Here is a 15,022-nt window from a genome sequence, read left to right as displayed (position 1 = left end):
GAAAAGCACCCTATCTGATATGATACCTCTTAAGTAGACAAGGTAAATACCTAAAATCTACTTAAGAGGTATTTTTATGTCTAGAAGAGAAAGATTCACCCCATACGAGAAAGAACAAGCTTGTCTCGATTATATTAATGGTAATAGTTCCAGATCTGAGATATGTAATTGTCTCCATATTTCCACAAGAACGATTCAAGATTGGGCTGCCATCTATAAAAAATATGGGATTTTAGGATTTACAAAGAAAACAAAAAACCGTTCCTATTCAAAAGAATTTAAAATGGAACTTGTAGAAAAATGTATTAGTGGTGAGGCTTCATCTATTGATTTAGGTCATCAGTATGATATTTCTTCAGGACTTTTAAGAAAGTGGATTAGGATGTATAATGCCAATATAGAACTTAAGGATTACAATCCAAAACGGGAGGTCTATATGGCAAAAGCAAGACGTAAAACCACTATTGATGAACGCAAAGAGATTGTCAACTATTGTATTGAACACAATCGCAATTATAAGGAAACGGCGTCACTTTATGATGTTTCTTATAGCCAAGTGTATTCGTGGGTGAAAAAGTATGACAGTGATGGTGAAGAAGGTTTAGTTGACAAAAGGGGTCATCACAAACTAGATGATGAGGTTGATGAATTAGAACGTTTACGAAGAGAAAATGTGCGCTTAAAACGTCAGTTAGAAGAAAAGGATATGGCTGTTGAACTCTTAAAAAAAGTGAAAGAATTCGGAAGGATGTGAGGCTAGGCAAACAGCGCCACGAATCAAAATACTTAGCGATTGAAGACTTCAACACCAATAAAGGTTGGGGCATTAGCTGGATGTGTCATCAGCTCGGCATTACGAGGTCTGCATTTTATAAATGGAAACATAGAATAGTTCCAGAACAAGAACAATTAAACAGCGAAATTGCGGAGTTAATTAAAGAATATGACGAACGTTTTTCACATATCTTGGGATACCGAAGAATGACCGATTGGATCAATCATTTCAATCATACGAACTATTCAAAAAAGAGAATTCACCGAATTATGAAAAAGCTCGATATTCACGCCGTTATCCGTAAGAAAAAGAAAAAATACAAGACTGTTAAACCTGAAGAAACTGCAGAAAATAAGTTGGCAAGAAACTTCTATACAACTGCTCCGAACAAAAAATGGGTAACAGATGTTACAGAGTTTAAGATTCCTAACTCCCATAAGAAACTCTATCTTAGTGCCATACTTGATTTATATGACCGCTATCCTATTGCTTTTGTCATAAGTGGCCGAAATGACAATCGGCTAGTCTTCAAAACATTTGACAAAGCCATTGAAAAGAATCCCGCAGCGAAGCCTATATTTCACAGCGATAGAGGGTTCCAATATACCAATAAGAACTTTCAAAAAAAGCTGAAAGATACTGATATGATTCAATCCATGTCAAGAGTAGGCCATTGTATTGATAACGGACCAATAGAAGGTTTTTGGGGAATTATAAAATCGGAAATGTATCAGATGTATGAGATTTCAGATGAGGCCTCCCTCCGATATGCCATCAAAGACTATATCCGATTTTACTGTCAAGAGCGTCCACAAAGTAGGTATGACTGTAAAACGCCTCTAGAAGTAAGAAACGTTGCCTTATCATCAGAACATCCTTTGTCATACCCAATCGCTAAGAATAACAAAATTGAAAAGTACAAGTCTAAGTGGTCTGCATAAAAAAACAGCCGTACATTTATTTTGTACGACTGACCATCAAAAACAGACACTTTTTTAGATATTTAACCTATCTACTTGACAGGGGGCATATCAATCCGCCAAGATTAAGGGTGTTTTTTATCTAAATAAAAACCGTGGAATAAACCACGGAAGAAAATCACAATATATCTATCTAAGTATACTAATATTATAACATAATGGCTTATGTTAGTCATACACGTGCGGTTATTGAAATGATTAATATAAGGCGCTGAATGTAGTAAAAATTAGTACTTTTTCTGTTTCTTTTACGAATAAATAAGTAAAGGAGTTATCGTTATGTTATATTATGATGAACTAAAAAAGGCAATCGATAGAGGCTTTATAAAAGGTGATACTGTTCAAATTGCGAGAAAGAATGGGATAGTATTTGATTATGTTTTACCTAATGAGCCAGTAAACCCCTATGAGGTAGTTACTACTGAACGAGTAGCAGACGTTTTGGAAGAGCTAACAGAATGGTAACAAAAAAAGAACCTCAAAAACCTCAAAAAACAGCACGAACATTTTCACTATATCATAAAAGCACCCGTTAAGGTGCTTTTTTCCTGCCTGCTGAACTCATAAATTTGTTACGTTTTTTGTTACGTGTATTTTATCGTAATTAATATATTCTGCCTATAAATATTAGTATGTGTTTTATACTGTAACGTTTTTTACAATGTTAATATGTAGATAAATTTCTATAACAAAAAACGTAAAATGATAACATTTTACGTTTTTTTATGATATAATATTTTCTGAATAATTCTGATTTTATGCAGATTTTAGAATAGTAAATGATTGGAAAGATAGTGAGGTCGAGTGAATGGCTAGAAATGGCTTTTTTACAGGATTAGATATAGGGACAAGCTCGATTAAAGTTCTAGTAGCAGAATTTGTTTCTGGCGAAATGAACGTGATTGGTGTGAGTAACGTTCCCAGCACGGGAGTAAAAGATGGTATTATTATAGATATTGAAGCAGCTGCAGAAGCAATCAAAACAGCGATTGAACAAGCAGAAGAAAAAGCTGGAATGACAATCGATAAGATTAATGTTGGTCTTCCAGCTAATCTTCTTCAAATCGAACCAACTCAAGGTATGATTCCAGTTCCAAGTGAATCAAAAGAAATAAAAGATGAAGATGTTGATAGCGTTGTTAAATCAGCATTGACTAAGAGCATCACTCCAGAACGTGAAGTTATCTCTTTGATTCCAGAAGAATTTATCGTTGATGGTTTCCAAGGTATTCGTGACCCACGTGGCATGATGGGAATTCGTTTAGAAATGCGTGGTTTAATTTATACTGGACCAACAACAATCCTTCATAACCTTCGTAAAACAGTAGAACGAGCTGGTATCAGTGTTGAAAATGTTATTATTTCACCACTTGCTTTGGCAAAATCAGTTCTTAACGAAGGTGAACGTGAATTTGGTGCTACTGTGATTGATATGGGTGGCGGTCAAACAACCGTTGCTTCTATGCGAGCACAAGAATTGCAATATACAAACATCTATGCAGAAGGTGGCGAGTATGTCACTAAAGACATTTCTAAAGTCTTGAAAACTTCTATGGAGATTGCTGAAGCCCTTAAATTTAACTTTGGGCAAGCAAACTTAGAAGAAGCAAGCTCTTCAGAAACTGTTCAAGTAGATGTTGTTGGTAGTGAATCTCCAATTTCAGTAAGTGAACGATACTTATCAGAAATCATTTCTGCACGAGTTCGCCACATTTTAGATCGTGTTAAACAAGATCTAGAACGTGGACGTCTACTTGACCTACCTGGAGGAATTATTCTTGTTGGTGGTGGGGCAATTATGCCAGGTGTGGTAGAAGTTGCTCAAGAAATTTTTGGAACAACTGTCAAACTACACGTTCCAACTCAAGTTGGTATCCGCAACCCAATGTTTGCCAATGTTATTAGCTTAGTTGAATACGTTGGGACAATGAGCGAAGTTGATGTTATTGCTCAACGTGCGGTATCTGGTGAAGAATTACTTCGTCGTAAACCAGTTGATTTCGAACCACAGCCACAAGCACAAGCACAACAACGAGTGGTTTATAATAACGAACCTGTTGTACCAGTTAATGAAAACATGGTACCACAGCCAGCTCCAGTTCAGCCTGTACAAAGACATGAAGAACCAAAATCAAAATTTAGTGAACGTGTTCGTGGTATTTTCGGAAGTATGTTTGACTAATAATAAGTGAGGAATAAAAATGGCATTTTCATTTGACACAGCATCAGTACAAGGTGCAGTTATTAAAGTTATTGGTGTCGGTGGTGGCGGAGGTAACGCTATCAACCGTATGATTGATGAAGGTGTTGCTGGTGTTGAATTTATCGCAGCAAACACTGATATCCAAGCATTGAGCTCTTCAAAAGCTGAAACTGTTATTCAGTTAGGCCCTAAGTTGACTCGTGGACTCGGTGCTGGAGGACAACCTGAGGTTGGTCGTAAAGCCGCTGAAGAAAGCGAAGAAGTATTGACTGAAGCTCTTACAGGTGCTGATATGGTCTTCATCACTGCCGGTATGGGTGGTGGATCTGGTACAGGTGCTGCACCAGTTATCGCACGTATCGCTAAAAGCCTTGGAGCTCTTACAGTTGCAGTTGTAACACGACCATTTGGTTTTGAAGGTAACAAACGTGGTAACTTCGCTGCAGAAGGTATCCAAGAACTTCGTGAACAAGTTGATACATTGCTTATCATTTCAAATAACAACCTTCTTGAAATCGTTGATAAGAAAACTCCACTTCTTGAAGCTCTTAAAGAAGCAGATAACGTGCTTCGTCAAGGTGTTCAAGGTATTACTGATTTGATTACAAATCCAGGTCTTATCAACCTTGACTTTGCCGATGTTAAAACAGTTATGGCTAACAAAGGTAACGCTCTTATGGGTATCGGTATCGGTTCTGGTGAAGAACGTATCACTGAAGCAGCTCGTAAAGCTATCTTCTCTCCACTTCTTGAAACAACAATCGATGGTGCTGAAGATGTTATCGTTAACGTAACTGGTGGTCTTGACATGACTCTTACTGAAGCAGAAGAAGCTTCTGAAATCATCAGTCAAGCAGCTGGTAAAGGTGTTAACATCTGGCTTGGTACATCTATTGATGATACTATGAAAGATGAAATCCGTGTAACTGTTGTAGCTACAGGTGTTCACCAAGACCGTGCAGAACAAGTCGCTGGATTCCGTCCACAAGCAACTCGTTCATTTGCTCAAAACAACGCACAACAAGCAGCTGGTGCGCAATACGCTTCAGAACGTGCTCAACAACCTGGTCAAGCCGCTTTTGAACGTCGTTCAAACTTTGACTATGATATGAGCGAAAACCATGCAATGCCAGCTCCACAACAACCAACAGCAAATCAATCACAACAAAAAGATAATTCATTTGGAAATTGGGACCTTCGTCGCGATAACATCGCTCGTCCAACAGAAGGTGAACTTGATAGCAAATTGACCATGTCAACGTTTACAGCTAATGACGATGCTGATGATGAACTTGAAACACCACCATTCTTCAAAAATCGTTAATGACCGATTTTCAAAAAAATAAAGACCTTGTTTTTGAACAGGTTGCGCAAGCAACAAAAGCAGCCAATCGTTCACAAGAAAGTGTCAAGATTATTGCTGTGACGAAGTATGTTGATAGTGGTGTTGCTGCTCGTCTTATTGACACAGGTATTGAACATATTGGTGAAAATAGGGTCGATATGTTTCTGGATAAGTATGAAGCGTTAAAAGATAAAAATTTAACATGGCACCTAATCGGTACTCTACAGCGTCGTAAAGTAAAAAATGTCATTAATTACGTTGATTATTTTCACGCTTTAGATTCTGTTAAATTAGCTGCTGAAATCCAGAAAAGAGCAGAGCATCCCATTAAATGCTTCCTACAGGTTAATATTTCCGAGGAAGAGAGTAAACACGGCTTTAAAGTTTCAGAAATTGATGAAGCTTTAGCTGAAATCTCTGACTTTGATAAAGTGGAAATTGTAGGATTGATGACGATGGCGCCTAAGAATGCTTCTGAAAGTGAAATTGACGACATTTTTGGAAAAGCCGACAAACTTAGACAAGAGTTGCAGGCACGACAATTAGCTCATATGCCGTTTACCGAATTAAGTATGGGGATGAGTGGTGATTTCCCAATTGCTATTCGCAATGGGGCAACTTTTGTCAGAATTGGTTCATCATTCTTTAAATAACGGGAGAAAAACATGGCTTTTAAAGATAAATTTGACAAACTAATCTCTTATTTCGATACTGATGAGGTAAGTGATGTTGAAGAAACTGTTGAAGATGAGGTTAGACAACCTCGTGTTCAACAACAAGTTGAGGCTAAGCCACAGCAAGCACCTCGACGCGCAGAACAGCAATTCTCATCAGCACGTGCTCAACAAGCTCAAGCTGTTGGAGGGGCTGTTCGTCAACGTGTGCAACTTCAACAAAAACGTGCAGTTGATGAAAATCCGCACGTTCATTCATTGAATCAACGTCGTGAAGAACAATTGCAAGTTCGAAACAATCAAACGACTACAACAATTGCCTTGAAATACCCTCGTAAATATGAGGATGCTCAAGAAATTGTTGATTTGTTGATTGTTAACGAATGTGTTTTGATTGATTTTCAATATATGCTTGATGCTCAAGCACGTCGTTGTCTTGATTTTATTGATGGTGCAAGTAAAGTTCTTTATGGTAGTCTTCAAAAAGTTGGCAGTTCAATGTATTTGTTGACACCATCAAATGTTATCGTCAATCTCGAAGAACTTCCAATTCCAAATGCGGGACAAGATGTTGGCTTCGACTTTGACATGAAGAGACGTTAATATATGATTTTTGTATTAATTGTACTATTAAAAACCATTCAATTTTACTCTTATCTGCTAATTGCGTATGCGCTCCTATCTTGGTTTCCAGGTGCGTATAACACTGGATTTGGTCGTTTACTGGTTCAAATTGTTGAGCCAGTAATTAAACCTTTTCAACGCTTAAATCTTCAATTTATGGGATTGGACTTTACGATCTGGGCCGCGGTTATTGCCTTAAATCTCTTGAGTCGCTTTCTTATTATGTTATTAGTTCGATGAAAAAAGAAATTTACCAACATTTTCGACCTGAAGAGTATGATTTCATTGAAAAAATGGATGACATCGCTCAGAGGGTAGAAGAGACATACGCTTATTCATTAACAGATTTTCTAAATCCTCGCCAAGTTGATATTGCTAAAAGTATTCTTGGGAATCGAGGCTTGCGCTACTTTATTTCGAGTGATTATTATCCTGCAGAGTACGCACGTATACTAGTTGCACCTGATTACTATGAGCTAAATTTGGAAGATTTCGAGTTAGCACTGCTAGAAGTGAATTATAATTCGAAGTTTAATCAATTAACTCACGCTCAAATAATGGGAACTTTGCTTCACAAGCTTGGAGTTAAGCGAACGATTATTGGAGATATTTTAGTTGAGCAAGGCTACGCACAGTTATTAGTTACGAAAAGTATGGTTGATTATTTTCGAGTTAATGTTACTAAGATTGCAAAAGCAAGTGTAAGCCTAAAAGAGATTTCGCTTGACCAGTTAATTAAGGGAGAAAAAGAATCTCATCAACTAGATATCATGGTTTCAAGTATGCGTTTGGATAAAGTTCTGGCAACAGTTTTGAAGCTTTCTAGAAGTCAAGCTATTCAGTTGATCAGTGCTGAAAAGGTAAAGGTTAATTATCAGACGCTTGATAGACCTTCAGAAATGCTTCAATTTGGAGATTTGATTAGTGTTAGAGGATTTGGTCGGTTTTCTATCTTAAGTGAAAATGGGCTTACGAAGAATGGAAAATACAAATTGACCGTAGATAAGATGATACATAAATAAGGAGAAATCGATGGCACTTACAGCACTTGATATTAAAGATAAAACATTTAAAGTAAAATTTCGTGGATACGACGAAGAAGAAGTTAATGAATTTCTTGATATCGTTGTAGATGACTACGAAGACTTGGTTCGTCGCAATCATGAACAAGAAAACAGAATCAAAGATTTGGAAGACAAACTTGCTTACTTCGATGAGATGAAAGAATCTTTGAGCCAATCTGTTATTCTTGCTCAAGAAACTGCTGAAAAAGTTAAAACATCAGCTAATGATGAAGCTGCTAACCTTGTTAGCAAAGCTAACTACGATGCACAACATTTGATTGATGAAGCAAAATCAAAAGCAAACCAAATCTTGCGCGATGCAACTGATGAAGCTAAACGTGTTGCGGTTGAAACAGAAGATTTGAAACGTCAAACTCGTGTCTTCCACCAACGTTTGGTTGCCGCTATCGAAGGTCAACTTGGTTTGACAAATTCACCAGAATGGACAGAATTGTTGCAACCAACTGCTGTTTACCTTCAAAATTCTGATGCAGCTTTCCGCGAAGTTGTTGAGAAAGTTTTGGAAGAAGAAATGCCTGAAGCTGATGATGAATTGTCAATGGATGCTACACGTCAGTTTACTCCAGAAGAAATGGAAGAATTGCAACGTCGTGTAGAAGAAGGAAACAAACACCTTGAAGAAACACAAAAACTTCCTGTTATTGATGATGCTGATGACATCAATCTTAACGAAACACAAACATTTAAATTAAATATTGAAGAATAAGAAAAATGCGATTGATATGCTATATTAACAGCGAGTGGACGATGGTGCGAGGTCTGCAATCACTGGGATATCAGTTATCCTTTTCTAAGATTTTATCTGAATGAAGTAAGATAAAAGGGAGAAACTCACCTTACGGGTTAAAGAGGGAAATTTAGTTTTCTACCCTATTTTTAGTGTAGCTAAATTTCTAAACTAAGGTGGTACCACGAGCTTTCGTCCTTACTGAGACGAAGGCTCGTTTTGTTTTACCACTAAAAAATGTCATTTTTCTGTCAATGAGTTAATCATGGACAGTTGAATATTATTTATTATAAGGAGTAGTCATGAAATTAAAAGAAACGCTTAATCTTGGAAAAACTGCTTTTCCAATGCGTGCTGGACTCCCAAACAAAGAGCCTAAATGGCAAAAAGAATGGGAAGAAGCAGACATCTATGCTAAACGTCAACAATTAAACGAAGGCAAACCTTCATTCAACCTCCACGATGGACCTCCATATGCCAATGGTAATATCCACGTTGGTCACGCCATGAACAAAATTTCTAAAGACATTATTGTGCGTTCAAAGTCAATGTCTGGTTTCTGTGCTCCTTATGTTCCTGGTTGGGATACACATGGACTTCCAATTGAACAAGTATTGGCTAAAAAAGGTGTAAAACGCAAAGAAATTCCTTTGACTGAATACCTTGAAATGTGTCGTGAATACGCTCTTAGCCAAGTAGACAAACAACGTGAAGACTTCAAACGTCTTGGTGTGTCTGCAGATTGGGAAAATCCTTATGTAACACTTATCCCTGCATATGAAGCTGCACAAATCCGTGTCTTTGGTGCAATGGCTGATAAAGGTTATATCTACCGTGGTGCTAAACCAGTTTACTGGTCATGGTCATCAGAATCAGCTCTTGCCGAAGCTGAAATTGAATATCATGATATTGATTCAACTTCACTTTACTATGCTAACAAAGTTAAAGATGGTAAAGGTGTTCTTGATACAGATACATACATTGTTGTTTGGACAACGACTCCATTTACAGTAACTGCTTCACGTGGTTTGACTGTTGGTCCTGATATGGATTATGTTGTTGTTAAACCTGCTAACGATGATCGTAAATTTGTTGTTGCGGAAGCACTTCTTGATAGCCTTGTTGAAAAATTCGGTTGGGAATCATTTGAAGTTCTTGCAAAACACAAAGGTACTGAACTTGAATACATCGTTACTGAACACCCATGGGATACAGAAGTAGACGAACTTGTTATCTTGGGTGATCATGTTACACTTGATTCTGGTACTGGTGTTGTCCACACTGCCCCAGGTTTTGGTGAAGATGACTACAATGTTGGTGTTAAATACAACCTTGAAGTTGCTGTTACAGTTGACGAACGTGGTATCATGATGGAAAATGCTGGCCCTGAATTCCAAGGTCAATTCTACGATAAAGTTGTTCCAACTGTTAAAGAAAAACTTGGTGATCTTTTGCTTGCTAGCGAAGTTATCACTCACTCATACCCATTTGACTGGCGTACTAAAAAACCTATCATCTGGCGTGCAGTACCACAATGGTTTGCATCAGTTTCTAAATTCCGACAAGATATTCTTGATGAAATTGACCGCACAACATTCTATCCAGAATGGGGTCGCACTCGTCTTTACAACATGATTCGTGACCGTGGTGACTGGGTAATTTCACGTCAACGTGCATGGGGTGTTCCACTTCCAATCTTCTATGCTGAGGATGGTACAGCTATCATGACTAAAGAAGTGACTGATCACGTAGCTGACTTGTTCGAAGAATTCGGTTCAATCGTATGGTGGGAACGTGATGCTAAAGACCTTCTTCCTGAAGGATTCACTCACCCAGGTTCACCAAATGGTGAATTTACTAAAGAAAATGATATCATGGATGTATGGTTCGATTCAGGTTCTTCATGGAATGGTGTTATGAATGCTCGTGAAGGTTTGGAATATCCAGCTGATCTTTATCTTGAAGGTTCTGACCAATACCGTGGTTGGTTCAACTCATCATTGATCACTTCAGTTGCTGTTAACGGACATGCACCTTACAAAGCTGTGCTTTCACAAGGTTTCGTTCTTGATGGTAAAGGTGAAAAAATGTCTAAATCAAAAGGTAACATCATTTCACCAAACGACGTTGCAAAACAATACGGTGCTGAAATCCTTCGTTTGTGGGTTGCTTCAGTAGATACTGACGCTGACGTACGTGTTTCTATGGAAATCCTTGGTCAAGTTTCAGAAACTTACCGTAAAATCCGTAACACACTTCGTTTCTTGATTGCTAACACAACAGACTTCAATCCAAACGAAGATGCCGTCGCTTGCGAAGACTTGCGTTCAGTTGATAAATACATAACTGTTAAATTCAACCAATTGGTAGCAACAATCCGTAAAGCTTATGAAGACTATGACTTCATGGCTATCTACAAAGCTGTTGTTAACTTCATCACAGTTGATTTGTCAGCCTTCTACCTTGATTTCGCTAAAGACGTTGTTTACATCGAAGCAGCAGACAATATTGCTCGCCGTCAAATGCAAACAGTCTTCTACGATATCTTGGTTAAAATCACTAAATTGTTGACTCCAATTCTTCCACACACAGCTGAAGAAATCTGGTCATACCTTGAATTCGAACCAGAAGAATTCGTTCAATTGTCTGAATTACCAGATGCTGAAGTCTTCGAAGGTCAAGAAAATATTCTTGAAGAATGGGATGCCTTCATGACACTTCGTAACCAAGCTCAAAAAGCTTTGGAAGAAGCTCGTAACGCTAAAGTTATTGGTAAATCATTGGAAGCACACTTGACAATTTATGCTGGTGAAGAAGTGAAAACTCTTCTTGCTGCCCTTGATAGCGACATTGCTCAATTGTTGATCGTATCACAATTGACTGTTACTGACGAAGCTGCTCCAGCAGATGCAGTTGCCTTTGATGGTGTTGCCTTTACAGTAGCGCATGCTGAAGGTGAAGTTTGTGATCGTTGCCGTCGCGTAGATCCAACAGCTAAAGAACGTTCCTACGGTGTCACAATTTGTGACCACTGTGCTGAAATCGTTGAAGCTAACTTCCCAGAAGCAGTAGCAGAAGGCTTTGAAGTTAAAGCAAAATAATGCGATAACCTATAATAACTAAAAACGAACTCACTTGAGTTCGTTTTTTTGTATGTAAACTAAAAAAATCAGGTTTTAAAAACCTGATTAGTGAACTATTGGGAAGGAAATTTCAATTAGATTCGCTGTATGTAAGGTTTTCAACTGATCTAATTGAACGGTAGATTTGTCAATTTTGCGTTTGAGGAAGAATTCCCGGATGGCTTCGATTTCACTTTCTTTGATAGCACGATACTTGTTTGAAATCAACAGTTCGTAATGACTTGGTGCTTTAGTGAAAATAACATCGGTATTTCCTGCAGAGTAAGTCTCAACGAGCTTAGCGTCCGTGTTTCGAAGCTGGTTACGAACTAGCTCGGAATGACTACTTGTTGTGTTGATTAACCTCATAAATTTCCTCCTATGAACTTTCTACAATTATTATAACACTATTTTAGGTGAAAAACTTAGATTATGAGATTTTAATGATGATTTGTTTTCCAAGCATCAACACCCCATTTATGGCTGGCACGTTTTAATTTTACAATAGCTTCATCGACTGGGAACCAAGCAAGGTGATTAAAATCTTCAAGCGGTGCCCCAATTTTTTCATAATGTGTGACTTCATAGAGGTAAGCAGGGTTATAAAAATAAGTATCACGATGACGTGAGTAGAAGTACTCGTCAGCTTGTCCGTAATAATAACCAAGTTCAGCTGAAAATCCGAGTTCTTCAATAAGTTCGCGTTTTAAAGCTGAAAAATGATCTTCGCCCGCTTCGATTTCTCCGCCTGGAAGGAACCAAGAGCCGTTAGGGGCTTGAACTAAAATGATTTGGTCTTTAGTCGCATTTGGAATAATGGCATACACTCCGTAGCGAGTTTTGTAATCAACGTTATCAAGTTTTTCACCAAAAGTTGGGTTAGACATAAAATTCTCCTATAAACATGTTGTGCCAGAAAGAGTGGAGATAAAATTATCAATCTCTAAGATAGATTTGCAAGAGAGGCTATTGCTGTTATTATACTAAAAAAAGCTGTTTTTTGCTAGAAAATTGTCGGAATATTTTGATTTCTGGATTGTTAAAAAAGCCTAGAAAGCTAAAAACTTCCTAGACTTTGCTTTTATTATTCTACTGAAACAGTTTCTTCTTTTTCAACTTTTTTAGCTGATTTGATGATGATTTTACCATTGCTTGTCATCACAGCTTTCAAATCTTTTTCAGTTGGGTGTTCAAGGTAGAAGTCTGTAATAGCATCTTCAATGTGATCTTGGATAGTTCGACGAAGTGGACGAGCCCCCATCTTAGGATCATATCCAAGGTCAACTAGTTTTTCTTTAACTCTATCTGTTACTTCAAGGTGAATATCGTTAGTTGCCAAACGGTTGTTAACATCGTCAAGCATGAGGTTAACGATATGAAGGAGATTATCTTTACTTAGAGCTTTGAATTCGATAATGCCGTCAAAACGGTTCATGAATTCAGGGCTGAAGAAGTCTCCAAGTTGACCAAGAACAGAATTTGTACGTCCTTCACGAGCAGCACCGAAACCAACAGAAGCTTCAGATTTGCCAGTACCAGCGTTAGATGTCATGATGATAATTGTATCTTTAAAGCTTACAGTGCGTCCTTGACCGTCAGTTAAACGCCCATCGTCAAGAACTTGCAAGAACATGTGCATGACATCAGGGTGTGCTTTTTCAACTTCATCAAGCAAGATGAGTGAGTATGGATTTCGACGAACTTTTTCAGTCAACTGACCAGCTTCTTCGTAACCAACATATCCTGGAGGGGCTCCGACGAGTTTAGCGACGGCGTGTTTTTCCATGTATTCAGACATGTCAAAGCGAATCATGCTATCAGCTGAACCGAAGAGTTCAATAGCGAGTTGTTTTGAAAGTTCAGTTTTACCAACACCAGTAGGACCGACAAAGAGGAATGAACCAATTGGACGGTTTGGTGTACCAAGACCAACACGGTTACGACGGATAGCTTTGGCAATCTTATCAACGGCTTCATCTTGCCCAATAACGTGTTCTTTCAAGTCATCAGCAAGGTGAATTAATTGTGATTGTTCTTTTTCTTTTAAGTCACCAACAGGGATGTTTGTTTTTTCTTCAACGATTGCTTCGATAGTTTTCTCAGTAATCACTGGAATATCATCTTCGTTGATGGTTTGTTTTTGCATTTCCTTGTATTTAGCGATTTGATCACGGAAATATGCTGCGCGTTCATAATCTTCTTCACGAGTAGCTTGAGTTTTTAGGTTTTCGGCTTGAACCAAACGTTTTTCAATTTCTTTTGGATCAACAAAGTTGAGTGTCAAGTTCATCTTAGAACCAGCTTCGTCGAGAAGGTCGATAGCTTTATCTGGAAGGAAACGGTCTTGAATGTAGCGATTTGAGAGGGTAGCAGCAGCTTCGATAGCATCATCACTGTATTTGACATGGTGATAATCTTCGTATTTCTTTTGAATACCACGAAGAATAGTGATAGTTTCTTCGACGCTTGGTTCGTCAACTTTTACAGGTTGCATACGACGTTCAAGCGCAGCATCTTTTTCGATGATACGATATTCGTTCAAAGTAGTTGCACCAACTAATTGTAGCTCGCCACGAGCAAGAGCGGGTTTCAAGATGTTACCAGCATCCATGTTACCGTCACCAGCATTACCAGCGCCGACAATTTCGTGGATTTCATCGATGAAGAGGATAACATCTTTACGTTCACGGATTTCTTCCATGAGTTTTTGCATACGTTCTTCAAATTGACCACGAATACCAGTTCCTTGAACAAGGCTTACCACGTCTAGGCGGATAACTTGTTTATTTTGGAGTTTTTGTGGAACGTTACCGTCTACAATTTTTTGGGCTAATCCTTCAACAACGGCAGTTTTACCAACACCAGGTTCTCCGATAAGAACAGGATTGTTTTTTGTACGGCGGTTAAGAATTTCGATAACACGAACAATTTCAGCATCACGTCCGATGACAGGGTCGATATCACCACGACGTGCGATATCAGTAACATTGATACCAAATTCTTCTAGCAAGCCCTTAGGTTCTTGCTGTGCTGGTCCGTTTGGGCGGAAATTGTTGTTGCCATTGCCACCGCGTCCGTTATTATTGCCTCCACCAGATTGAGTTAGAGGAGTATTTTGGAATCCTTGGCTTTCAAATGCTGGGAAGTCGCTGAGATGACTAAAGAAATCGTCGAAAGGATTCGATGATTGGTTTGTTTGGTTAGAAGATGATTGAGGATTACCTCCTAATCCTCCTAAAATAGCGTTATTTGGGTCAGTTTTCATAATTTGATAGCAATTTTGACACAAATCAATTTGCTTTTGCTGACCATTGACATTTGTATACAGGTGAATAGTAGATTCATTTAAATAACAATTTTGACAGAGCATATAAAATACCCTCCTTTCGTAATGTCTGACTAAAACAATAAAGGTCAAAGATAGTCAGATTTCATACTTACATTATAGCACTAGCCACTAGGAAATCAAGTAAAAAGCATTAAAAAT

14 protein-coding genes are annotated in these 15,022 nt (G+C 38.2%); 11 read left to right on the top strand and 3 right to left on the bottom strand.

What is annotated here, in order from left to right:
- The first annotated feature begins 76 nt into the window (after positions 1 to 76).
- The 11 genes from STRINF_RS03050 to ileS all read left to right on the top strand — a co-directional run bounded on the left by STRINF_RS03050 (position 77) and on the right by ileS (position 11,514).
- Positions 77 to 754 (top strand): helix-turn-helix domain-containing protein, encoded by a 678-nt coding sequence (locus STRINF_RS03050; RefSeq protein ID WP_006531556.1) that lies wholly within the window; start codon positions 77 to 79, stop codon positions 752 to 754.
- A complete protein-coding gene (locus STRINF_RS03045; protein ID WP_006531555.1) occupies positions 751 to 1,716 on the top strand; it encodes an IS3 family transposase in 966 nt (321 codons plus the stop codon). Before STRINF_RS03050 ends, STRINF_RS03045 begins: the two co-directional genes overlap by 4 nt.
- 318 nt (positions 1,717 to 2,034) lie before the next feature.
- Positions 2,035 to 2,220 (top strand): competence regulator inhibitor paratox, encoded by a 186-nt coding sequence (locus STRINF_RS03040; RefSeq protein WP_006531554.1) that lies wholly within the window; start codon positions 2,035 to 2,037, stop codon positions 2,218 to 2,220.
- A gap of 343 nt (positions 2,221 to 2,563) precedes the next feature.
- Positions 2,564 to 3,937: a cell division protein FtsA gene (ftsA, locus tag STRINF_RS03035; RefSeq protein ID WP_006531553.1), complete on the top strand. Its 1,374-nt coding sequence runs from the start codon at positions 2,564 to 2,566 to the stop codon at positions 3,935 to 3,937.
- 19 nt (positions 3,938 to 3,956) lie between these two features.
- Positions 3,957 to 5,282: a cell division protein FtsZ gene (gene ftsZ, locus STRINF_RS03030; RefSeq protein WP_006531552.1), complete on the top strand. Its 1,326-nt coding sequence runs from the start codon at positions 3,957 to 3,959 to the stop codon at positions 5,280 to 5,282.
- Positions 5,282 to 5,956: a YggS family pyridoxal phosphate-dependent enzyme gene (locus STRINF_RS03025; RefSeq protein ID WP_006531551.1), complete on the top strand. Its 675-nt coding sequence runs from the start codon at positions 5,282 to 5,284 to the stop codon at positions 5,954 to 5,956. The genes ftsZ and STRINF_RS03025 overlap by 1 nt, the downstream gene beginning before the upstream one ends.
- A 12-nt stretch (positions 5,957 to 5,968) precedes the next feature.
- Positions 5,969 to 6,580: a cell division protein SepF gene (locus STRINF_RS03020; RefSeq protein ID WP_006531550.1), complete on the top strand. Its 612-nt coding sequence runs from the start codon at positions 5,969 to 5,971 to the stop codon at positions 6,578 to 6,580.
- 3 nt (positions 6,581 to 6,583) lie between these two features.
- Positions 6,584 to 6,841, top strand: a complete 258-nt coding sequence (locus STRINF_RS03015; RefSeq protein WP_006531549.1) for a YggT family protein — start codon at positions 6,584 to 6,586, stop codon at positions 6,839 to 6,841.
- Positions 6,838 to 7,623 carry a YlmH family RNA-binding protein gene (locus STRINF_RS03010; RefSeq protein ID WP_006531548.1) on the top strand — a complete coding sequence of 262 codons (786 nt, stop codon included), beginning with the start codon at positions 6,838 to 6,840 and terminating at the stop codon, positions 7,621 to 7,623. Before STRINF_RS03015 ends, STRINF_RS03010 begins: the two co-directional genes overlap by 4 nt.
- Before the next feature lie 10 nt (positions 7,624 to 7,633).
- On the top strand, positions 7,634 to 8,392 hold the full coding sequence (locus tag STRINF_RS03005; protein ID WP_006531547.1) for a DivIVA domain-containing protein: 759 nt from the start codon (positions 7,634 to 7,636) through the stop codon (positions 8,390 to 8,392).
- Positions 8,393 to 8,715: 323 nt separating this feature from the next.
- Complete coding sequence (gene ileS, locus STRINF_RS03000; protein ID WP_006531546.1) at positions 8,716 to 11,514, top strand: isoleucine--tRNA ligase; 2,799 nt, start codon at positions 8,716 to 8,718, stop codon at positions 11,512 to 11,514.
- A gap of 87 nt (positions 11,515 to 11,601) precedes the next feature.
- On the opposite strand, the gene STRINF_RS02995 is transcribed toward ileS, so the two are convergent.
- From STRINF_RS02995 to STRINF_RS02985, 3 genes are all read right to left on the bottom strand, one after another.
- Entirely contained in the window at positions 11,602 to 11,904 is a 303-nt protein-coding gene (locus tag STRINF_RS02995; protein WP_006531545.1) for a DUF1827 family protein, read from the bottom strand.
- 71 nt (positions 11,905 to 11,975) lie between these two features.
- Complete coding sequence (locus STRINF_RS02990) at positions 11,976 to 12,422, bottom strand: NUDIX hydrolase (protein ID WP_006531544.1); 447 nt, start codon at positions 12,420 to 12,422, stop codon at positions 11,976 to 11,978.
- Between the two features lie 197 nt (positions 12,423 to 12,619).
- Positions 12,620 to 14,905 (bottom strand): ATP-dependent Clp protease ATP-binding subunit, encoded by a 2,286-nt coding sequence (locus tag STRINF_RS02985; protein ID WP_006531543.1) that lies wholly within the window; start codon positions 14,903 to 14,905, stop codon positions 12,620 to 12,622.
- Positions 14,906 to 15,022: the final 117 nt, after the last annotated feature.

This window comes from Streptococcus infantarius subsp. infantarius ATCC BAA-102 (assembly GCF_000154985.1).
Lineage (GTDB): Bacteria > Bacillota > Bacilli > Lactobacillales > Streptococcaceae > Streptococcus > Streptococcus infantarius.
Note: the sequence above shows the minus strand (reverse complement) of the source record. Positions and strands in the feature narration are given on the sequence as shown.